The organism is Candidatus Kuenenbacteria bacterium (genome assembly GCA_012797775.1).
Taxonomy (GTDB): Bacteria; Patescibacteriota; Patescibacteriia; order UBA2196; family GWA2-42-15; genus JAAZMX01.
The window spans coordinates 1-18529 of the sequence record JAAZOM010000003.1 but is presented as its reverse complement, the minus strand read 5'-3'; the positions used below and the strand labels follow the sequence as shown (position 1 = coordinate 18529).

Here is an 18529-nt window from a genome sequence, read left to right as displayed (position 1 = left end):
TACAAACCATTAAATGGAGGAAATCGTGATGTCAAAAGGAAAAAGACCAACAGCGCAGGAAGTGAAGGCGTGGATTGAAAGTTTACCAGCAGTGTCACCGGAACCCAATGTCATGGTGGGCGGTAGAGAAGGTGTCCCAGTGCCGCCCAAGAAGATCCGAACCGATGAAAAGCCTGCTCGATTTGACGGGGTGTCCAATGCCGACAATCCTCATGAAGCTGAGTTAAGTTTTTTCGGCTAAGATTTAATGCACGATCTCAAGCCCTGCCGGTCAAAGGCGGGGCTTTTTTATTTGAATAAAAAAACGAGAGCAGGTTTTACCGCTTCTCGTTTTTATTGTACTAGTTTTTCAAAAAGAATTTTTTTTCCTTTGCCAAGCTGCAAATAGGAAATGACGTTGGTGAACTCCACGGTGATATCTTTGCCGAAACTCCAGATGGTTCTTTCTATCTTTTCGAACAGGGCAATGATTTCCCCAGTGTCTCCTTCTGTGTGATAGCTGTCAAAACGGCCGTCAACAGACAGGATATAGTTGCGCATTTTCCAAGAGATATGGCCATTTAAAAAAAAGACCCTGGTTTTCGCTATGAGTTCGTGGCAGAGATCTTCTATGGCAGTTTGTTGTCTTTGCGACAGCAACTCTAGTTTTTTGCGATCAATAAAAAGGTGGCTTTTGAAGTGCGTCACTGCGTCAGGGCGAAAAAATATAAGCGGAAGAAGTTTATATTGAATGATCAGCATTTTACCCCCCGTTTTTTGGTTTTTTGATTATTGTTTTATTTTAGGTTATTTTAGGGAAAATATAGGCTGAAGTCAAATTTGAATATTTGTATTTGGCGTAGTATGCTAAAAATATGAAACAACATCACAAAGTGGGTAATCGGCAGGGACGGCCGGCGTATCGGACGCCGAGCTGGCTTAAGAACAACATTAAAATATTAAAAAATAAAAATATCACGACAGACAAAAGTTTTGAGTGGCAAAAAAAGGAATAGATCCTCGGGTCAAGCCCGAGGATGACAGACAATCAGGTAATATGAATAAGTTTTTATATTTATACAGAGAGTTGTTGAAAAAACATGGCTCGCCAAAAGACCAGTGGAGTTTGTGGTGCCGGCGGCCGAAAACCAAAAGGCAAAGAGAAGAGGTGATCATCGGGGCGATTTTGACCCAGAATACTAATTGGCAAAATGTGAAAAAAGCAATTGCCAATTTGAAGCAGGCAAAAAAGTGCTCACTAAAATTAATTTTGGAATTAAAAACAGAAAAGCTGGAACAACTAATTCGGCCAAGTGGATTTTATAAGACCAAGGCCAAATATTTGCAGGGCGTGGCAAGATTTATTATTGAGAGTGGGGGAGTGGGTAAATTGATGAAACGCGAAGGTCAAGAATTGAGAAGAGGGATTTTAAAATTGAAAGGTGTGGGGCCGGAAACGGCGGATAGTATTTTATTGTATGCTTTGGATAGGCCGGTGTTTGTGGTCGATGAATATACCAGAAGAATCGCGAGAGCAAAAAATTTGGTTAAAAATATGGATTATGAATATTTGAGAAAATTGTTTGAAGATAATCTGCCCAAAAAATTTGAAGTTTATCAAGATTTTCATGCTTTGATTGTGGTGGAGGGGAAACATGCTGGTAGGAAAGCAGGCAAGTAGTGTTTAGATAAAAAATATCCATCAAATTGATGGATATTTTTATGTCCCAGCCAGTCATAAGCCGGATTCTGTTCCCCCACTTTATAATTGATAAGAGCCAAGGGCTCTTAATTTTTCGGCATAACAATCTCTGTTTTTTAATGGCATATATTGGTTATACCACGATTATCCCAAAAACAATCAATTATAAAGTGGGGGATGATGATTATCTATCTAAACGTCCGTCAATGGACTTGCACCAGGCAGGGCTTGCTGCAATTCTATGTTGCCATAGAAAAGTGTGTGCTCTTACCACACAGTTTCACCATTGCCTTTCCAAATAAATTTGGAAGTGGGCTGTTTGCTTTCTGTTGCGCTTTCCCTGGGTTTGGCGATTGACCAGTCACAAATTACGATCGAAAATTTGTGACCGTTTTGCGTATACCCGGTCATTTTCACGACTGCCACTTTATCCCGCTTGCGCGGGACAGGTGTCCGGACTTTCCTCCCCGATATTCATCGGGGCAATCATCTGGGCTAACTGGGACTTTTTTAGAATACTATAAAAATTGTTTTTTGTCAATCATTTACAGAGTGAGAAAGAGGGTATAAAATATCAAATGAAGGGTAAACAATTAAACTATCCTTTTATTTTTTATGAAAAAAACAGAAATATTGTTTTCTTCGATACTTCTGCCAATTGATTATTTGCTTTTAGTTTTGGCTGGCTGGTCAGCCTATCTGGTCCGTTTTTCCAAAACTTATACGGAAAATGTGCGCGAGGTGGTCTTTGCTCTCAATCAGTCTACCTATATGCACTGGGTTTATTTGATTGCTTTTTTGTGGCTCGTCATTTTTGCTTTGGCTGGATTGTTTTCTATGCGGCCGAGCAAGAAGGTTTTTGATTTATTGAATAAGATATTTTTGGCTTGTTCGACTGGTACCCTGGTAGTGATTTTGATTTTTTTCTTTTCACGGGAATTATTCACTTCCCGTTTTATTATTTTGGCGGCTTGGATTTTGTCTATTATCTATATCAGCTTGGCACACCTTATCGTCAGAGGCATACAACATCTGCTTTATCGCAAAGAGATCGGCGTACATCGGGTGATACTCGTCGGGACAGATAATACCAGTGAAATTTTGGCGGCCGAATTTTATCGCAATCCCGGGCTGGGATACAAGATAATTTATCGTTCCAAAAGTACCAATGGCGAACTAGCCAAAAAAGTAGATGAATTGGCGAGCGAGGAAAAAGTAGATGAGATCATCCAGGCGGATCCAAATTTGAGCCGTGAAGAAGTTATTGGGCTTATTAATTTAGCCAATAAATATCATCTAGATTTTAAATACGCAGCTGATTTGCTTGGCGCCAGAAGAACCAATATTGATATCAAGACGATCAATGGCATCCCTCTGATTGAGATAAAGAAAACCCCTCTAGACGGCTGGGGGCGGGTAGCCAAGAGAATTTTTGATATTATCGGAGCAATATTCTTTTTGATCATTTTTTCGCCCTTGTTTTTGATTATTACTGTTTTGATAAAATTGGATTCTCTGGGGCCGGTTTTTTACAAGGCAGAGCGAATCGGAGCCAAGGGCAAAAAATTTACTCTTTATAAATTTCGGTCAATGGTGGTCGGCGCAGACAAGATGAAAGAGAAATTGGTCACGGAAAACGAGAGGGCTGACGGGCCGCTTTTCAAAATGAAATATGATCCGAGGATCACCCGGGTGGGCAAGTTTTTGCGCAAAACCAGCCTCGATGAGTTGCCAAATTTTTGGAATGTTTTGACCGGAAAAATGAGTCTGGTGGGCCCGCGCCCTCATGAGCCAAATGAGGTGGCTAGATATGAAGAGCACCACAAAAAGCTTTTGAATATCAAGCCGGGGATCACTGGCATGGCGCAGGTGTCTGGCCGGTCGACTCTCGATTTTGAGACAGAGGTAAAGCTGGATACTCTATATATTGAGACTTGGAGTTTGAAGCAAGATGTGATTATTTTATTCAAAACCCCTATAGTGGTGCTCCGAGGGAAAGATGCGGCGTAGGAAATTAATTAGGCAAGTTAAGCGAGATAAGCAGTAAGCAAGAAAAGAAAAAAGTACTTGATATTTTAAAGCCCGTAGTCACGCAATTGAGTGGGATTTTATTTCCCCTCCTCTTCGAGGAGGGGGTAGGGGGTGGTGGGAGACTTACAGTGACTTGAGTATAGAAAAAACTTATTAGTGCAACTGCCCCACCACCCTGGCTCGTGAGCTCGCCACCCCTCCTCAGGGAGGAGGGGAAAAGATTGAATTTTGGATATTAAAAAACCGCCCTAGCAAATTAAGGCGGTTTTTTGTATGGTAATTATTCTTCGGTTTTGTTTTTGGTGGATTTTTTGGTGAAAGGCTTTTCGCCGCCAGGTCTTTTTTGCTGGAAGTAATCAACTATTTTTTCGACACTATTGAAGATCAGACCGACATAGCTGGCTGTGCTGTTGATTTTTTCTTTGATAGTTTTCAGGATGTCGTCCAGGAGGTCTATCTTTTTCTTTATACCCTTGGTAACGCTGTAGACATCTTTGATAATGGCAATAAAATAGTACAAAAGCCAACAAGCAAAGATAGTAAAAGCGAGTGCGCAAGCGGCTAGAACAATAAAAAGCAAATCTTTTGAGGTGTCGAGCATAGGGTTGTTTTTAGTTGTTGATAAGATTATTATACACTATTTGGCTTTGAGAGTGAATATGTTATAATGGAGCTAATAGAATTATTTTTTTATTTATGATAACACCAGAAAATACGGCCGATAGTGGCGCGATCAAAAAAAGTGGTAAATTTTTTAGTAAAAGTCTTAATTTTTATATTCTAGCTGCAGTTTTGATAGTAGTTTTTGCCGGTGGTTTTGCTTTGGGTAAAAAAGAAAGCAAAGTACAAATCACCAATAGCGGCGGGGTTGAGGATTTTAATTATGGTGAGGTCAAAGGCAAGGATGCCGAAACCCCACCATTTCTCGGCAAGGACGTAAATTTTAAATTATTTTGGGACGTGTGGAATAAAATCCAGGAAAAATATGTTGACCGACCGGTAGGAGAAACAAAATTGATGTATGGGGCGATGGCTGGCTTGGTAGCTAGCTTGGACGATCCATTTTCTGGTTTTATGGAGCCCAAAACAGCCACAGATTTTGAGGAAAGCCTGGCCGGTAGATTTGAGGGCATTGGAGCGGAGATTGCTATTCGTCATGATGTCTTGACAGTGGTGTCGCCCTTGCCAGAGTCACCGGCAGAAAAGGCCGGTGTGTTGGCCGGTGATGTGATAATGGAGATTGACGGGTATAAAACAGAGAAAATTGATATCAATGATGCAGTCAATAGAATCCGTGGCGAAAAAGGAACAACGGTCAACCTGAAGATATATCGCCAAAAGGAAAACAAAATCCTTGATATTCCAGTGGTCAGAGACGTAATTAAGATTGTCAGTGTTAGTTTACAGCGGTTTAGCTCAGAACAATATCCGGAACTGGGTGACAAAAAAATAGATTTAGTAAAGGTGACAAATTTTAATGCTGATACCGAAGAGAGATTCCGGCAAATCATGGTAGAGGTGGGAAAAGATAATCCTGATGGGCTTATTTTGGATCTGAGGAGCAACCCGGGGGGCTACTTGGACACGGCCATCATGATGGCCAATGCTTGGGTCGATCAGGGCAAGGTGGTGGTGACCGAGAAATTCGTCGATGACAAGAAGATGCATCTGGCTTCTGAGGCGCCAGTTTTGAATAAATTTAGAACAGTAGTTTTGGTAAACGGCGGTTCAGCTTCGGGCTCGGAAATAGTGGCCGGAGCACTTCAGGATCACGGATTGGCGACCCTCGTTGGAGAAAAAACTTTTGGCAAGGGCTCGGTCCAGGAGCTGGAAAATCTAGACGATGGTTCAGCGATAAAAATAACAATTGCCCGTTGGCTGACACCCAAGGGAAGAACGATAGACAAGGAGGGCATAGAACCGGATATCAAAGTAGAATTAACCTCGCAAGATTTTAATGATGGCAAGGACCCACAGCTTGATCGGGCAATCAAATTTTTGCTGGAAGGGAAGTAGGATTATAGGTAGGTAGGGTGGTAGGAGATAATTAAATTATTCTAATTAACCTAATTATTCCAATATTGAGTTTCGTTGATTGATTTTTGATTTTTGTTAAAATGCAGGTAATTTTATTGAAAGACATAAAGACTTTGGGCAAGGCTGGCGAGGTGCGCAATGTTTCTGATGGCTATGCCGTAAATTTTTTGGTACCGCAAAAATTGGCCGTAATGGCAACTGCCGACAAACTGGCAGAATTAAAAACCAAATTAGCCAAGATGGAGAAAGAAAAGAAAGATAAATTGAGCCAAGATCAAAATTTGGCTGTGCGGTTGCAGGGGTTGAAATTAGAAATCAAGGCTAAGGCGGCCCAAGGGGGCAAACTTTTTGCAGGAATTTCGGAAAAAGATATTGCTGGCGAGTTAAAGCACCAAAGAAATATAATAGTGCCAGAAAAAAGTATAAAAATCCAAAAACATATAAAAGAAATTGGTGAACAAGCCGTGACGATAGACTTGGCTCACGGCTCGAGCGCTAATATTGTTATAAAAATAATACCATTAGAATAATTTTTATGAATACGAAGTTTATTTTTGTGACTGGCGGGGTTTGTTCTGGTTTGGGCAAGGGGATAGCCTCGGCCTCAATCGGGGCTATTTTGAAAGCCTGTGGTTACAAGGTTTCGACTATCAAGATGGATCCATATCTCAATCCTGACCCGGGCACAATGAGCCCTTTTCAGCACGGGGAGGTTTTTGTGACCGATGATGGCTATGAAGCAGACTTAGACCTTGGTCATTATGAGAGATTTATCGATGTGCCCCTGTCTAGACATTCAAATTTGACTTCCGGGCAAATATATCAGGAGATACTAGAAAAGGAGAGGAAGGGAGAATATTTGGGAAAAACAGTGCAGGTGGTACCCCATATCACCAATAAAATAAAAGATTTTATCAAAGCAGCGGCCAAGAGTTCAAAGGCTGATTTTTTGATGATAGAGATAGGCGGAACAGTCGGAGATATCGAGGGGGAGCCCTATTTAGAGGCGGCGAGGCAATTTCATCATGAGATGGGTGATCAGAATGTGATGTTTATCCATCTGACACTTTTGCCATTTTTGGCCACATCAAAAGAGCTCAAAACAAAACCCACTCAAATGTCTGTGAAAGAGTTGGAAAAAAGAGGCATACATCCGGATATGATTTTGGCCAGATCTGATTATCCGATCCCCAAGGATTTACTCGATAAGATCGCTATGTTTTGTGATATTGACGAAAAGGCGGTGATCCCAGCACCGACGATTTCCAGTATTTATGAGGTACCTTTGAATTTTGCCAAATCAAATGTTTCCGGCATTATCTTCAAGAAGTTTGGGGCAAAAGAAAGAAAGCCCAATCTGCGCCAGTGGCAAAACCTAATAAAGAAAATCAAAGCGAGTAACGGCAAGGCAGTGGTGATCGCCAAGGTGGGCAAATATACGGCTCATGGAGATGCTTATATCTCGGTCGACGAAGCTCTGAAGGCGGCGGCTTATGCCAACAATACAAGTATAAAGATAGTAGCGGTGGATTCTGAAAAGCTGGAAGAAAATAATAAAAAAGAATGGGGGATACTAAAAAAAGCTGATGGTATTTTGGTGCCTGGCGGTTTTGGCCAGCGGGGGATAGAAGGAAAAATTTTGGCTGCAAAATATGCCAGAGAGAGGGGGATACCATATTTTGGGCTGTGTCTTGGTATGCAGATCATGACGATTGATTTTGCCAGATATGTTTTGAGCACCAAAGAGGTAAACAGTGAGGAGTTCGACCAAAAAGTCAAGCACCCGGTGATTCATATTATGGATGAGCAAAAAAAGAATATGGAAGCTAGTGATTATGGGGCGAGCATGAGACTCGGCGCCTGGCCCTGTAAGATAAAGAAGGGTACTTTGGCCTATCGGGCTTATGGTAAAAATTTGATATCCGAAAGGCACCGCCACCGTTATGAATTTAATAATAAATACAGAAAGTTGCTTGAAGAAAAAGGTTTTGAGATTTCTGGGACATCCCCAAACAACAAATTGGTAGAAATAGCAGAGATAAAAAATCATCTTTGGATGCTCGGTGTGCAATTCCATCCGGAGTTTAAGTCGCGACCACTAAATGCCCACCCATTGTTTCGAGATTTTATAAAGGCGGCGATAAAGCAGAAAAAATAAGAGATAAGATATTTAAAATAAATAGCTGGCAAAAGCCAGCTATTTATCATTAATAAAATTTTATTAATTTTTAAAATAAAAAAAGATCCGTCGGGCAAGACCGGATCTTTTGAGGCGGCGTGGGGAGGTTGGTGTTTATTAGTAGCCGCCCCATCTTCTGCGCCATTTTTCCATTTCCCGCAAGGCTCTTTGCTCGGCCAGTAACGTGGCTCGGCGGGTTTCTTCGAGGATTTCTTGCACCTCCATCCATTTTTTGAACTGAAGGGTTTGCAGAGTGATGCCCAGAGCGGCGGCTTCAATTTTCCAGCGAGCGAGACGAGCTTTGCGATTGGCGCGTTTACGCGCTTTGGCGTGCAGCACGGCCAGGCTTTTGTGCTTTTGTTTTCGATCTCTACCCCTCATAAAAGCCTCCTTTGGTTGGAGAGGTACATTTTTTATTTTGAATTCTATTTGAAAATTACTCTTTCAGTTATGTTTTGTCAATTTTTTTGTTCAGCCCTTAAAAGCTGATTTTTGGCAATTTTTGCCAAAAATCAAGAAAAATGATAAATTACTATCAATGGAATTCATAAAAAAATTATTCAAAAAGCTGAATGGCACAACCACTGGCAGCGCTATTGTGATAGCGATTTTTTCTATTTTGAGCAAGATTTTGGGGCTTTTACGGGACAGGATTTTGGCAAGCAGATTTGGGGCGGGCGATACTTTGGATGCTTATTATGCGGCCTTTAAACTGCCGGATTTGATTTTTAATACTTTGGTTTTGGGGGCATTATCAGCGGCCTTTATCCCTGTTTTCATAGAACTAAAAGCCAAAAAAGAAAAGGCTGCCAGAGATGATGGTCAAGCTGAGCCAATAATAGAGCAGCTGGATGATGAGATAGCCCTACCGACTGGCACGCCAGCGCATAAGGTTGCTTTGGAAAATGGCAATGGTTTTAGCCATTGGGATTTGTCTGCCTCGATTATCAATATTATTACTTTAGTATTAACAATTTTTGGGACAATAGTCTGGGTTTTGGCACCCCAATTTGTTGAGCTGATCACGCCCGGTTTTAATAATGAGAAAGCCCAGCTCACTATAGAGCTGACTAGAATAATGTTAATTAGTATTTTATTTTTTGGAATAAGTAATGTTTTCGGGGGGATTTTGCAGGCCTCAAAAAGATTTTTAACATTTGCCATGGCTCCGGTTGTTTATAATTTGGGAATTATTTTGGGGGCGATATTTTTGGTGGACATTTGGGGCGAGCGCGGTTTGGCTTGGGGTGTGGTTTTCGGGGCATTATTGCATTTACTAGTACAATACCCGACAGCTAGGCAAATCGGTTTTCATTGGCGGGCAATAATCGCTTGGAAAAATAAAGCAGTACGTCAGGTCGGAGAGTTGATGCTACCAAGGACGATCGGCCTCGCCGCCAATCAGATAAATCAGCTGATTATTACGGTGATCGCCTCCGGTCTGATTTCCGGCTCATTGGCAGTTTTTAATTTGGCTTTCAATCTGGGTAGCGTACCAATCAGTATTTTTGCTGTGTCTTTGGCAATTGCCACCTTCCCAGTATTGAGTGAGAGTTTCGCACTGAAGAACAAAAAACAATTTGTGGAGCAGTTGTCCTTGACGGCCAGAAGGATTATTTATCTCATGGTGCCGATTTCTGTTTTTATGATAGCCCTAAGGGCGCAATTGGTGAGATTAATTTTGGGCTCAGGCTCTTTTGATTGGGAGGATACAATACTAACTGCCGAGTCTCTCGGCTATTTTTCTGTTTCGCTTTTTGCCCAAGGGCTGGTGCCTCTTTTGGCCAGAGCTTTTTATGCTTTTCAAAATACCAAGATCCCAGTTTTGGTTGGTTTATTGTCAATGGGATTGAATATTATTATTTCTATTATCTTGGCACCGATAATGGGCGTAGCTGGTCTGGCCTTGGCGCTTTCTCTTTCTAGTATTTTTAATTTTGTCTTTTTGGCGGTGATACTGCGCCACAAGGTCGGAAATTTACAGGAGAAGAAAATAATGATTTCCACCATAAAAATTTGCATTTCTGCTTTGGGGGCTTTAATATTTATACAGTTGATAAAATATGGGGTAGCCAGCATGGTGGATATGCGTACTTTTTGGGGGATAATGACCCAATTTTTGGCGGCTTGCGCCGGCGGTATTGTTGTTTATTTGGGAGTTAGCGCGGCTATAGGAAGCGAGGAAGTAAGGGACATTAAAAATTATTTATTTATAAAAATAAACAAAGATAGGCATTAGTTTTTATGAAACACATTAGAAATTTTTGTATCATTGCACACATCGATCACGGTAAGTCTACTTTGGCTGATCGCCTTTTGGAGTTGACCCATACGGTGGAAAAAAGAAAAATGAAAGAGCAAATTTTGGACCAAATGGAATTGGAAAGAGAAAGAGGAATTACTATAAAATTGACCCCGGTCAGAATGTTTTATCGGCATAATAATCAGGAATACCTTTTGAATTTAATAGATACGCCCGGTCACGTGGATTTTACTTATGAAGTTTCTAGGTCTTTGGCGGCGGTCGAAGGAGCGCTATTGGTGATAGACGCAACGCAGGGTATACAGGCACAAACTTTGGCCAATCTGTACTTGGCGCTCGATCAGGGGCTGGAGATAATTCCAATCCTTAATAAAATTGATTTGCCCGCGGCAGATATAGAGAGGAGAACCAAAGAGATAGTAGAACTCTTGGGCTGCCCGAAAGAAGAAATTTTATTGGTCTCGGCCAAGACCGGGCAGGGGGTGGAGAAAATATTGGAGGCGGTAGTGGAAAGAATACCCGAGCCAAAAGGTGACGGCAATAAAAAGTTGCAAGCCTTGATTTTTGATTCAAAATTTGATGACTATAAAGGGGTGTTGGCTTATGTGAGATTGGTTAACGGAGAAATGAAGACTGGAGATCAGGTTTATTTTATAGGGAGCTCCTCAAAGAGTGAGGTGGTGGAAGTTGGTTTTTTCTATCCGGAAATGAAAAAGAGCGACAAATTAAAAGCAGGGGAAATCGGCTATGTAGCCACTGGTTTGAAGAAAATAGAGGACTGCAAGGTGGGTGATACAATTACTTATTTTGAAGAAGAAATGCGAGATTATAAGAAATTATCATTGCCCGGTTACAGAGAAGTAAAGCCGATGGTTTTCGCTGGTATTTTCTGCAAAGAAGGTAGTGACTACCAACATCTGCGCGAATCTTTAAATAAATTGAAATTAACCGATGCCTCTTTATCTTTTGAGCCAGAATCTAGCCCGGCTCTGGGTTTTGGTTTTCGGTGCGGGTTTTTGGGGTTGTTGCACTTGGAAATTATTCAGGAGAGATTAAAAAGAGAATATGATTTGGACTTAATAGTGACGGTGCCGTCGGTTGCTTATAAAATTTTTAATGCCAGAGAGCCGGAGAAATTTAAAATGATACACTCTCCGCAAGAGCTAAAGAACGAAGAACAAATTGACCATATTGAGGAACCATGGGTCAAAGCCGACATTGTGGCGCCAAAAGAATATTTGGGATCTATTATGAATTTGGTGGAAGAGAAAAGGGGTGAATATAAAAATACCGAATATTTTTCAGCAGATTCTATTATCTTGCACTATGAATTGCCGCTAAGTTCTATTTTAGTTGATTTTTATGATAAACTTAAAAGTGTTAGCCGGGGCTATGCCACTTTGAATTATGAATTAATCGGTTACAAGCGAGCTGAGGTGGAAAAATTAGATATTTTGGTAGCCGACGAGCCAGTAGAGGCCTTGGCGACCATAGTTTATAAAGACCAGGCCTATCAGGCTGGCAAAAGGGTGGTTGAGAGCCTGAAAGATATTCTGCCGAGACAGATGTTTGAAGTGAAAATTCAGGCTTGTCTAGGTTATCAGGGCCTAGGCAAGAATGCCGGGGGTAAAATTATTGCCTCGGCCAGAATACCGGCCATGAGAAAGGATGTGACAGCCAAGCTTTATGGGGGCGATGTGACACGCAAGAGAAAACTTTTGGAAAAGCAGAAGAAGGGCAAAAAGAAAATGAAAACCATTGGACGGGTGGATATACCCCCAGAGGCCTATCTGGCTGTTTTAAAAAGATAATTATGCCAAGAAAAAAAGTACAAACATGGTGGAAAATTATGTCAGCTCTGATTATTTTGAGCATGCTGATTTTCACATTTAGCTTTGCTTTTTAGCTATATCTATGGTTTATAATTACAACGAACAAATGTCTAGGACTCGAAAGATAATTGGGTCAAAAATTTTTATTTTGGCATTATTGGTTTTATTCATTTTGATTGGCTATGCTGTTTATAGGGAGAAAAATAAACAAGTTCGGATAGTCCAGAATATCAGCGTCCTAGAAGAGGAGATCGGAAAATTGGAGAAAAAAAATACTGAGTTGGTCCAATTGATAGAATATTTAAAAAGTGATGATTTTATAGATAGAGAAGCGCGAGAGAAATTAAACATGCAGCAACCGGGAGAGAGGGTTGTTTTGATGCCAGTGAGGGACAGTGGTGGGGTTTTGGTCAACGGGGTTAATAGTGAAGAGAAAAAGGGGAATTGGTATTTGTGGCTGGAACATTTTTTTGGTGAATAATTTTGCGGGTGTCGTATAGTGGCTATTATGCAAGCTTCCCAAGCTTGAGAGGGGAGTTCGATTCTCCTCACCCGCTCCATAGTGTAACAATAATCTAAATCAATAAAAAATATGGAAAACAAAAAAATGGTTCGTTTCAGTCTAATTCATTCTTTTGGAGTCTTGGCTTATATTGCTTTAGTGGTCACTTTTATGCAGAATGCAGAAAAAATATTTGGCCAAGAGGATAAACCTATTGGCGCGATCGTTTTTTTGCTGTTATTTGTGATGTCCGCAACGATAGTTGGTGGTTTGGTCCTAGCCAAACCAGTGATGCTATATATTGACGGTGATAAGAAAAGTGCAGTCAAAATGTTTATATATACGGTAGGTTGGTTGTTTTTATGGTTCCTGATCACGATATTTGGGGTTTTAATGTGGAGATAATTTATTTGCCGAAGTAGCTCAGCTGGTAGAGCAATGCTTTCGTAAAGCAGAGGTCGTGAGTTCGATCCTCACCTTCGGCTCCATTTTAGTAATTAAGCGTTACTTTATGTTTGAAGGGTCAACTCCTGAAGAAATAGCAAAAGAGGGATTAAAAATGATGAGTCGGGGGCGACATAATGACACCAGAAAAATAGAAATTAGTATGGGCCAAAGCGCCACCGTAGAGGTAAATGGTGATATCTTGGATGGTTGTAAAATTATACCTTTATTGGGTAAGAAAATAGACGGGAGACCGGTAGTGATGGTGCATAAAAGCAGAGCTGATGGCACTACTTTTAGGGGTTATTTTTTTGCGGATAAATATAGGGAGGCCGAAAATGGGTCATTAATTTTTACAGAGGAGTGCACGGATTCCAAGCTAAGCGGAAGAGCAGCCTAAGAACTGTTGATAAATCTTGGCCTAATGACAATATTTTTGCTATAATAAAATTACTAGCGTTGAACTAGTAATTTTATTTATGACGAGAAGGAAAAGATTAGTAATTTTTGGCAAATTGTTAACTATTTTTGTTTTGTTTTTGGGGATAAAAAATTTTGTTTTAGCGGGGGAAGCGACGACGACGGCAGAATTGATGCCAATGCTTGCTGAGGAACCGGCAATCTATACCCTGAGACTAGATGAAGCTACTATTACCAAGGGTTATACTTTCATTGCTCCAGATAATGATTTTAAAGTTGGGGTGATTGACAGGGCGGTGATTGAGCCGATTACCGTGCGATTTAAAAAGATCCCAGATTATCACATGGCTTACCCCTTGACCAAAGCGCCGGGAGAAAAGGCTAGCGCTATTTGGGAGTTTGATTTGCTGGCGGATGACGGTAGTGTTGGAAAGTTGGTAAAGCCCATTTATCTGGCGGCAGGAATCACCAATACTAAAATGAACCGTAAGCTGATGTATTATTGGGACAAGAGCGGGGGGCAGTGGCGGGTTTTACCATCATCTGTTGACCTCAAAGAAAAATTGATTCGTTCAAAAATTTATTTACCTTATGCACGAGTAGCTTTGTTCGACGAACCAGATGACACTACTTATGAGGCTTGGGCGTCATGGTACCCGACAGAGTTAACCAAAAGAAATATCTTGGGTTGCGCCTCTAATGCCTATCCCCTGAATACACCTTTGTGGGTGTGCCGTTTGGATGATTTGACTAGATGCACGATTACCAGAGTAATCTCCAGGGGGCCATATGTTGATGACAGGATAGTTGATCTAACTTATGATGCTTTTGAGAATATCGGTAATCCGCGCGGCGGGGTGGTGGGGGTGAGGGTTTTTTTGAGAAAAGAAAGCGAGACTAAATTTCCCAGTAAGTAATATAAAGAAATTATATGATTGAGCTTCGTAACGTTTCTAAAACTTATAACAATGGCACTGAAGCGGTAAAAAACGTGACCCTGCACATCAAACCGGGTGAGTTTGTATCTTTGGTGGGCAGATCTGGTACTGGCAAAACTACGATCGTGAAAATGCTGGTAGCGGAGGAAAGACCAACGGCTGGTAAAATCATACTGGGAGGCTGGGATATTACCAGGATAAAAGCATCGGATATACCACTTTTGCGTCGGCAAATAGGGGTAGTCTTTCAGGATTTCAAGCTTTTGCCAAGGAAAACAGTATTTGAAAACGTGGCTTTTGCTCTAGAGGTCGCTGGTTATAGTAAAAAGCATATCCAGGAGGCGGTGCCACAAATATTGGCGCTGGTGGGGTTAGAACAAAAAGCCAATGAGTTCCCCGATGAGCTTTCTGGCGGGCAGCAGCAGCGGGTGTCAATTGCCAGATCGCTAGCCCATCGACCAAAAATTTTGATTGCTGATGAACCGACGGGAAACTTGGATTCTATTAATACCAGAGAGATTATTGACTTACTCCAAAAAATAAATAGCTTTAAAACAACAGTGATGCTCGTGACACACAATAGAGAGGTAGTAAATTCGCTCAGAAAAAGAGTGATCGCCATGGAAGACGGACAAATAGTTTATGATCAGGATAAGGGTAGGTATGTTTTATAGCCTAAAAGGCAAAATTTAAAAGTCAAAACTAAAAATTATTTTTTAAATTTAAATTTGGTTAATTATGTTTTTATTATCAACCAAAAGAATAATAAAATTTTCTTGGCAGCATTTTTGGAGGAACATCTGGCTTTCTGTCGTGACTATGACAATTATTGTTTTGACTTTATTTTCTTTGACGACTTTGATATTGGTCAACGCTATCGCCGACTATGCGGTTGGCTCGGTCAAGGATACGGTCGATGTTTCTTTGTATTTTGACAATGCGATTAAAGAAGAATCTATAAAGACGCTTCAGGGCGAACTCGATAAAATAGAGGAAATAAAAGAAGTGAGCTATATTTCTCCGACTGAAGCACTGGAAAAATTTAAAGAGACCCACAAAAACGATGTTGACATACAATCAGCTTTGGCTGAGCTGGAAAAAAATCCCTTGGGCGGGACCCTGATCATAACGGCAAACAAGATGGAGCAGTACCCAATAATAATGGAAAAATTGACAGAGATAAAAGCTGATCAGCTGGCAGAAAAAATAGATTATAATGACCATAAATTGTTAATAGAGAGAATAAATAATTTTACCGACAAGGTCAAGAGCTTTGTTTTGGGGTTAAGTATTATTTTTATATTTGTAGCAATTCTGACCGTTTTTAATACTATCCGGATGGGCATATATATACACCGAACAGAAATTGCCATTATGCGCTTAGTTGGAGCGAGCAATTGGTTTATTCGAGCACCATTTATTATTGAGGGTCTACTCTATGCTGTATTCGGCTGTATACTTTTCTGGGGAGTTTTGGCAATAGTTTTGAAATTTACCAGCGGCTGGATCAACGGGTTTCTTACAGGTATAAATTTTGATATTGTGGCTTATTTGAATATTAATATATTAAATATTTTGGGTTTTGAGTTTATAATAATAGCGATAATTAACATGATTTCTGCCACTTTTGCCATGGGCAAGCACCTAAAGGTTTAGAAAATTAAAATAAAAAGGTTTTGACAAAAGTCTTGTTTTTTATTAAGCTTTGAAAGTTGAAATAATGTTCGGGGATCGTCTAATGGTAGGACTACAGGTTCTGGTCCTGTCAATCGGGGTTCGAATCCCTGTCCCCGAGAAAATTATTTGGTAAATTTTTAATAAAGGTCATTTGGCTTTTGATTTTAAAAAATTATTAATATAGAAACATTATGAAAAAAATAGTATTTTTAATATTAACAATCACCTTGATGTCGGTTTTGGTTTTGCCAGTTTTGGCTGGTGAACATGCCACTACTTCAACGAGCACTCCGCCGGCTTGGGGTCTGAAAAAGAAAACAGCAGAGACAACGGATTGGGCTTGTGTCAAAACAGCAGTGGCTAAAAGAGAGAGCGCTGTTTTTAGTGCTTATAGTATTAAATCTGATGCGATAAAGGTGGCCTTGAATAATAAAAAAGCGGCTTTAAACGAAGCTTATGGTAAAACTGATTCCAAGGAACGCATAAAGGCTAGAATCAAGGCCTGGGCTGATTACAAGCTGGCAGTAAAGAATACCAATAAGGTTTATCGCGATGCCGTGAATGCTGCCTGGAAGCAATATAAGACGGATAGGAAAGCTTGCAAGCTTAATGTGGAAATGGAGCCAGTAGGTTTGGAACTGAGTTTATAAGGATAAGACGAGAAAACCCCGGCCATTTGGGACCGGGGTTTTAATCTTGATAAAATTTAATAAAAGTGATATCGTATATTCAGAAACTAAGGAGACAACTTAGATTTATTTTTAGATATATTGTGCCGACTTAGCTCAGTTGGTAGAGCAACAGTTTTGTAAACTGTGGGTCGTCGGTTCAAGTCCGACAGTCGGCTCCAGCTCTTAATACTATGAGGGAATCAAAATATTATAAAATAAAAATAGCGGTGCCAGTTAAGTATGCGGACAAGATAAGGAAGGCGATAAATGATGCCGGCGGGTCAAGGCAAGGAAGCTATGATTTTAGTAGCGGTTCTTATCTGGCTATGGGCAGATTTAGGCCACTAAAGGGAGCAAGACCATTTATTGGCAAGAAAGGGCGGATTGAGAGGGTGCGCGAGGAAGTAATTGAGGTCTTGTGCCACAAGGATAAGCTCAAAGGCGTAATCGCGGCTATTAAAAAAGTCCACCCCTATGAAGAGCCGGCGATAGATATTATAAAGAGATATGAGATATAAAGCCTTAAAGATATAAAATATAATTATTAATTAAATAAAAATATGGCAACAAAGTATAAAGAAAAGTTGATAAAATTTGAATGTACTGCATGTAAAAGAATCAACTATTTTTCGCAGAAGAATAAGAAGGTGGTCAAGGATCGCCTAGAATTGAAAAAATATTGCAAGTGGTGCAAAAAGCACACTCCACACAAAGAAACAAAATAATTAAATAACTTTTGTGTTTTATGCAAAAGATTTTTAATAACGATGGTGTTTCCTATTGGGCGATTATCATCGTCTTGGCTTTCACGATGATCGCGATGATCGTGGCGTTTTGGCCGCAAGATATCACGACCGATACCAGCGCTCCTATTTATGTGAGGCTCATGAATCAGGCAAAAACAGAGGTGCTGGAGATATCAGAGAAGGCTAAGATAGAAAAATGGATAGTGGATAATAATTTGAATGAATACGGTGAGCCGGCCGATACGCTTTATGCTGGCGGGACGCCGCTCTTTAATGAGGCTACTGGGCAAAAGATGGAACGCTACGAGTATATTATCAAAAACCATCCGGATAGACCGTGGAATAAATAAGTATTAGGTATTTAGTATAAAGTATTAAGTATGATTATTTTGGCTTTAGTTGTTGGCCAATTGATATTTACAGCAAGTGATTTAATGGGGCGGTATTATATTGTTAAGTATGGTTTTAACTTGGCTAATTTTTTATCCCTTTGGTTTGTTGTTTATTGGCTTTTGAAAATATTGGGTATTTTTTGTCAGTTGTATGTGTTTACTGCTACGAAGCTCGGTAAGGCAATGGCTCTTTTTGCGGCGGTTTCTATAATTCTATCAAATGTTTTGGGGTATTTGTTTTTACATGAAATTTTGACAGCTAAAGAATATGCCGGCGTGATGTTGGCTATAATAACATTTTTAATTTTAGCTTTCTGGCGGTAGGTTATTATTGTTAAATTGTTTAGAAATTGAGAATTGTAAATTGAAAATTAATTTTGCGGGTGTCGTATAATGGTAGTACAGGGGTCTCCAAAACCTCTAGCGGGGGTCCGATTCCCTCCACCCGTGGATTCGTGTAATAACAGCCGTCAAAGCGGCTGTTTTTGCTTTACTTACGGGGGTTTTTATTGGTTCCAACCTTTTATATTCGGCCTCTAGCTGAGAATAGCTATCGGCGATTGGTTTTAGCCATTTATTGGGGGTTATCGTGAGTTTCCCGTCTTTTATGGTCGGGTTCTGACCAAGAGCGTGTAATATCATTTTTTTGGTCTCCAAATCGCCATTTATAAAGTTCTGGCGAGCGTAGGCGGCGAAGTAAAAAGTTTTTTCAGTTA

General features: G+C 40.4%; 23 protein-coding genes, 5 tRNA genes and 1 other RNA gene. 25 read left to right on the top strand and 4 right to left on the bottom strand.

All coding sequences use genetic code 11. The annotated features are described in order from the left end of the window. The first annotated feature begins 13 nt into the window (after window positions 1-13). A complete protein-coding gene (locus GYA54_00260; GenBank protein NMC51148.1) occupies window positions 14-241 on the top strand; it encodes a hypothetical protein in 228 nt (75 codons plus the stop codon). 92 nt (window positions 242-333) lie between these two features. On the opposite strand, the gene GYA54_00255 is transcribed toward GYA54_00260, so the two are convergent. After that, on the bottom strand, window positions 334-741 hold the full coding sequence (locus tag GYA54_00255) for a hypothetical protein (protein ID NMC51147.1): 408 nt from the start codon (window positions 739-741) through the stop codon (window positions 334-336). 113 nt (window positions 742-854) lie between these two features. Here GYA54_00255 and GYA54_00250 point away from each other — a divergent pair, with 113 nt between their 5' ends. Together GYA54_00250 and GYA54_00245 are read left to right on the top strand one after the other, a co-directional pair. Next, window positions 855-995 (top strand): hypothetical protein, encoded by a 141-nt coding sequence (locus tag GYA54_00250; protein NMC51146.1) that lies wholly within the window; start codon window positions 855-857, stop codon window positions 993-995. Window positions 996-1036: 41 nt separating this feature from the next. Continuing rightward, complete coding sequence (locus GYA54_00245) at window positions 1037-1660, top strand: endonuclease (protein NMC51145.1); 624 nt, start codon at window positions 1037-1039, stop codon at window positions 1658-1660. A gap of 42 nt (window positions 1661-1702) precedes the next feature. Here the strand turns inward: GYA54_00245 and rnpB are convergent. Continuing rightward, an RNA gene (gene rnpB / locus GYA54_00240) (RNase P RNA component class A) lies at window positions 1703-2184 on the bottom strand. Window positions 2185-2296: 112 nt separating this feature from the next. Between rnpB and GYA54_00235 the strand changes: the two genes are divergently transcribed. Next, complete coding sequence (locus GYA54_00235; GenBank protein NMC51144.1) at window positions 2297-3691, top strand: sugar transferase; 1395 nt, start codon at window positions 2297-2299, stop codon at window positions 3689-3691. Between the two features lie 301 nt (window positions 3692-3992). On the opposite strand, the gene GYA54_00230 is transcribed toward GYA54_00235, so the two are convergent. Further along, on the bottom strand, window positions 3993-4313 hold the full coding sequence (locus tag GYA54_00230; protein ID NMC51143.1) for a hypothetical protein: 321 nt from the start codon (window positions 4311-4313) through the stop codon (window positions 3993-3995). 95 nt (window positions 4314-4408) lie between these two features. Between GYA54_00230 and GYA54_00225 the strand changes: the two genes are divergently transcribed. From GYA54_00225 to GYA54_00215, 3 genes are all read left to right on the top strand, one after another. Next, window positions 4409-5728, top strand: a complete 1320-nt coding sequence (locus GYA54_00225) for a S41 family peptidase (GenBank protein ID NMC51142.1) — start codon at window positions 4409-4411, stop codon at window positions 5726-5728. 86 nt (window positions 5729-5814) lie between these two features. Then, complete coding sequence (gene rplI, locus GYA54_00220; protein ID NMC51141.1) at window positions 5815-6279, top strand: 50S ribosomal protein L9; 465 nt, start codon at window positions 5815-5817, stop codon at window positions 6277-6279. A 5-nt stretch (window positions 6280-6284) separates the two neighbouring features. Further along, entirely contained in the window at window positions 6285-7907 is a 1623-nt protein-coding gene (locus GYA54_00215) for a CTP synthase (GenBank protein ID NMC51140.1), read from the top strand. A 138-nt stretch (window positions 7908-8045) separates the two neighbouring features. Here the strand turns inward: GYA54_00215 and GYA54_00210 are convergent, their stop codons facing one another. After that, window positions 8046-8309 (bottom strand): hypothetical protein, encoded by a 264-nt coding sequence (locus GYA54_00210; GenBank protein NMC51139.1) that lies wholly within the window; start codon window positions 8307-8309, stop codon window positions 8046-8048. Between the two features lie 121 nt (window positions 8310-8430). Between GYA54_00210 and murJ the strand changes: the two genes are divergently transcribed. The 18 genes from murJ (at window position 8431) to GYA54_00120 (ending at window position 18263) form a co-directional block, all read left to right on the top strand. Next, window positions 8431-10167 (top strand): murein biosynthesis integral membrane protein MurJ, encoded by a 1737-nt coding sequence (gene murJ, locus GYA54_00205; protein NMC51138.1) that lies wholly within the window; start codon window positions 8431-8433, stop codon window positions 10165-10167. A gap of 5 nt (window positions 10168-10172) precedes the next feature. Beyond that, entirely contained in the window at window positions 10173-12002 is a 1830-nt protein-coding gene (gene lepA / locus GYA54_00200) for an elongation factor 4 (GenBank protein ID NMC51137.1), read from the top strand. Between the two features lie 103 nt (window positions 12003-12105). Further along, complete coding sequence (locus tag GYA54_00195) at window positions 12106-12504, top strand: septum formation initiator family protein (protein NMC51136.1); 399 nt, start codon at window positions 12106-12108, stop codon at window positions 12502-12504. Window positions 12505-12508: 4 nt separating this feature from the next. Continuing rightward, window positions 12509-12583: transfer RNA gene (locus GYA54_00190), tRNA-Gly, on the top strand. A 32-nt stretch (window positions 12584-12615) separates the two neighbouring features. Next, entirely contained in the window at window positions 12616-12930 is a 315-nt protein-coding gene (locus tag GYA54_00185) for a hypothetical protein (protein ID NMC51135.1), read from the top strand. Between the two features lie 7 nt (window positions 12931-12937). After that, window positions 12938-13013 (top strand) — tRNA-Thr (locus GYA54_00180). A 23-nt stretch (window positions 13014-13036) separates the two neighbouring features. After that, complete coding sequence (locus GYA54_00175; GenBank protein ID NMC51134.1) at window positions 13037-13369, top strand: hypothetical protein; 333 nt, start codon at window positions 13037-13039, stop codon at window positions 13367-13369. Window positions 13370-13448: 79 nt separating this feature from the next. After that, the gene (locus GYA54_00170; protein ID NMC51133.1) at window positions 13449-14306 is read left to right on the top strand and encodes a hypothetical protein; all 858 of its coding nucleotides are present in this window, start codon (window positions 13449-13451) and stop codon (window positions 14304-14306) included. Window positions 14307-14320: 14 nt separating this feature from the next. Beyond that, on the top strand, window positions 14321-15001 hold the full coding sequence (ftsE, locus tag GYA54_00165; GenBank protein ID NMC51132.1) for a cell division ATP-binding protein FtsE: 681 nt from the start codon (window positions 14321-14323) through the stop codon (window positions 14999-15001). A gap of 64 nt (window positions 15002-15065) precedes the next feature. Beyond that, window positions 15066-15983, top strand: coding sequence for an FtsX-like permease family protein (locus GYA54_00160; protein NMC51131.1), 918 nt, complete (start codon window positions 15066-15068; stop codon window positions 15981-15983). A 68-nt stretch (window positions 15984-16051) separates the two neighbouring features. After that, window positions 16052-16122: transfer RNA gene (locus tag GYA54_00155), tRNA-Gln, on the top strand. 73 nt (window positions 16123-16195) lie between these two features. Beyond that, a complete protein-coding gene (locus GYA54_00150; protein NMC51130.1) occupies window positions 16196-16654 on the top strand; it encodes a hypothetical protein in 459 nt (152 codons plus the stop codon). Between the two features lie 124 nt (window positions 16655-16778). After that, window positions 16779-16854: transfer RNA gene (locus GYA54_00145), tRNA-Thr, on the top strand. A gap of 12 nt (window positions 16855-16866) precedes the next feature. Further along, a complete protein-coding gene (locus tag GYA54_00140; GenBank protein NMC51129.1) occupies window positions 16867-17193 on the top strand; it encodes a hypothetical protein in 327 nt (108 codons plus the stop codon). 42 nt (window positions 17194-17235) lie between these two features. Then, entirely contained in the window at window positions 17236-17400 is a 165-nt protein-coding gene (gene rpmG / locus GYA54_00135; GenBank protein ID NMC51128.1) for a 50S ribosomal protein L33, read from the top strand. A gap of 20 nt (window positions 17401-17420) precedes the next feature. Continuing rightward, window positions 17421-17771, top strand: a complete 351-nt coding sequence (locus GYA54_00130; protein ID NMC51127.1) for a hypothetical protein — start codon at window positions 17421-17423, stop codon at window positions 17769-17771. Between the two features lie 30 nt (window positions 17772-17801). Next, window positions 17802-18137: a hypothetical protein gene (locus GYA54_00125; protein NMC51126.1), complete on the top strand. Its 336-nt coding sequence runs from the start codon at window positions 17802-17804 to the stop codon at window positions 18135-18137. A gap of 55 nt (window positions 18138-18192) precedes the next feature. Beyond that, window positions 18193-18263 (top strand) — tRNA-Trp (locus tag GYA54_00120). The last annotated feature ends 266 nt before the right edge of the window (window positions 18264-18529 follow it).

Excerpts from the sequence above, each read along its gene's own strand:
- GYA54_00235 (NMC51144.1), top strand. The coding sequence starts at position 2,297 with ATGAAAAAAACAGAAATATTGTTTTCTTCGATACTTCTGCCAATTGAT.
- GYA54_00175 (NMC51134.1), top strand. The coding sequence starts at position 13,037 with ATGTTTGAAGGGTCAACTCCTGAAGAAATAGCAAAAGAGGGATTAAAA.
- GYA54_00225 (NMC51142.1), top strand. The coding sequence starts at position 4,409 with ATGATAACACCAGAAAATACGGCCGATAGTGGCGCGATCAAAAAAAGT.
- GYA54_00160 (NMC51131.1), top strand. The coding sequence starts at position 15,066 with ATGTTTTTATTATCAACCAAAAGAATAATAAAATTTTCTTGGCAGCAT.
- ftsE (NMC51132.1), top strand. The coding sequence starts at position 14,321 with ATGATTGAGCTTCGTAACGTTTCTAAAACTTATAACAATGGCACTGAA.
- GYA54_00215 (NMC51140.1), top strand. The coding sequence starts at position 6,285 with ATGAATACGAAGTTTATTTTTGTGACTGGCGGGGTTTGTTCTGGTTTG.
- GYA54_00130 (NMC51127.1), top strand. The coding sequence starts at position 17,421 with ATGCAAAAGATTTTTAATAACGATGGTGTTTCCTATTGGGCGATTATC.
- GYA54_00195 (NMC51136.1), top strand. The coding sequence starts at position 12,106 with ATGGTTTATAATTACAACGAACAAATGTCTAGGACTCGAAAGATAATT.
- lepA (NMC51137.1), top strand. The coding sequence starts at position 10,173 with ATGAAACACATTAGAAATTTTTGTATCATTGCACACATCGATCACGGT.
- GYA54_00230 (NMC51143.1), bottom strand. The coding sequence starts at position 4,313 with ATGCTCGACACCTCAAAAGATTTGCTTTTTATTGTTCTAGCCGCTTGC.
- GYA54_00210 (NMC51139.1), bottom strand. The coding sequence starts at position 8,309 with ATGAGGGGTAGAGATCGAAAACAAAAGCACAAAAGCCTGGCCGTGCTG.
- GYA54_00125 (NMC51126.1), top strand. The coding sequence starts at position 17,802 with ATGATTATTTTGGCTTTAGTTGTTGGCCAATTGATATTTACAGCAAGT.
- GYA54_00170 (NMC51133.1), top strand. The coding sequence starts at position 13,449 with ATGACGAGAAGGAAAAGATTAGTAATTTTTGGCAAATTGTTAACTATT.
- GYA54_00255 (NMC51147.1), bottom strand. The coding sequence starts at position 741 with ATGCTGATCATTCAATATAAACTTCTTCCGCTTATATTTTTTCGCCCT.
- rpmG (NMC51128.1), top strand. The coding sequence starts at position 17,236 with ATGGCAACAAAGTATAAAGAAAAGTTGATAAAATTTGAATGTACTGCA.
- GYA54_00185 (NMC51135.1), top strand. The coding sequence starts at position 12,616 with ATGGAAAACAAAAAAATGGTTCGTTTCAGTCTAATTCATTCTTTTGGA.
- GYA54_00150 (NMC51130.1), top strand. The coding sequence starts at position 16,196 with ATGAAAAAAATAGTATTTTTAATATTAACAATCACCTTGATGTCGGTT.
- GYA54_00140 (NMC51129.1), top strand. The coding sequence starts at position 16,867 with ATGAGGGAATCAAAATATTATAAAATAAAAATAGCGGTGCCAGTTAAG.
- GYA54_00250 (NMC51146.1), top strand. The coding sequence starts at position 855 with ATGAAACAACATCACAAAGTGGGTAATCGGCAGGGACGGCCGGCGTAT.
- GYA54_00245 (NMC51145.1), top strand. The coding sequence starts at position 1,037 with ATGAATAAGTTTTTATATTTATACAGAGAGTTGTTGAAAAAACATGGC.
- GYA54_00260 (NMC51148.1), top strand. The coding sequence starts at position 14 with ATGGAGGAAATCGTGATGTCAAAAGGAAAAAGACCAACAGCGCAGGAA.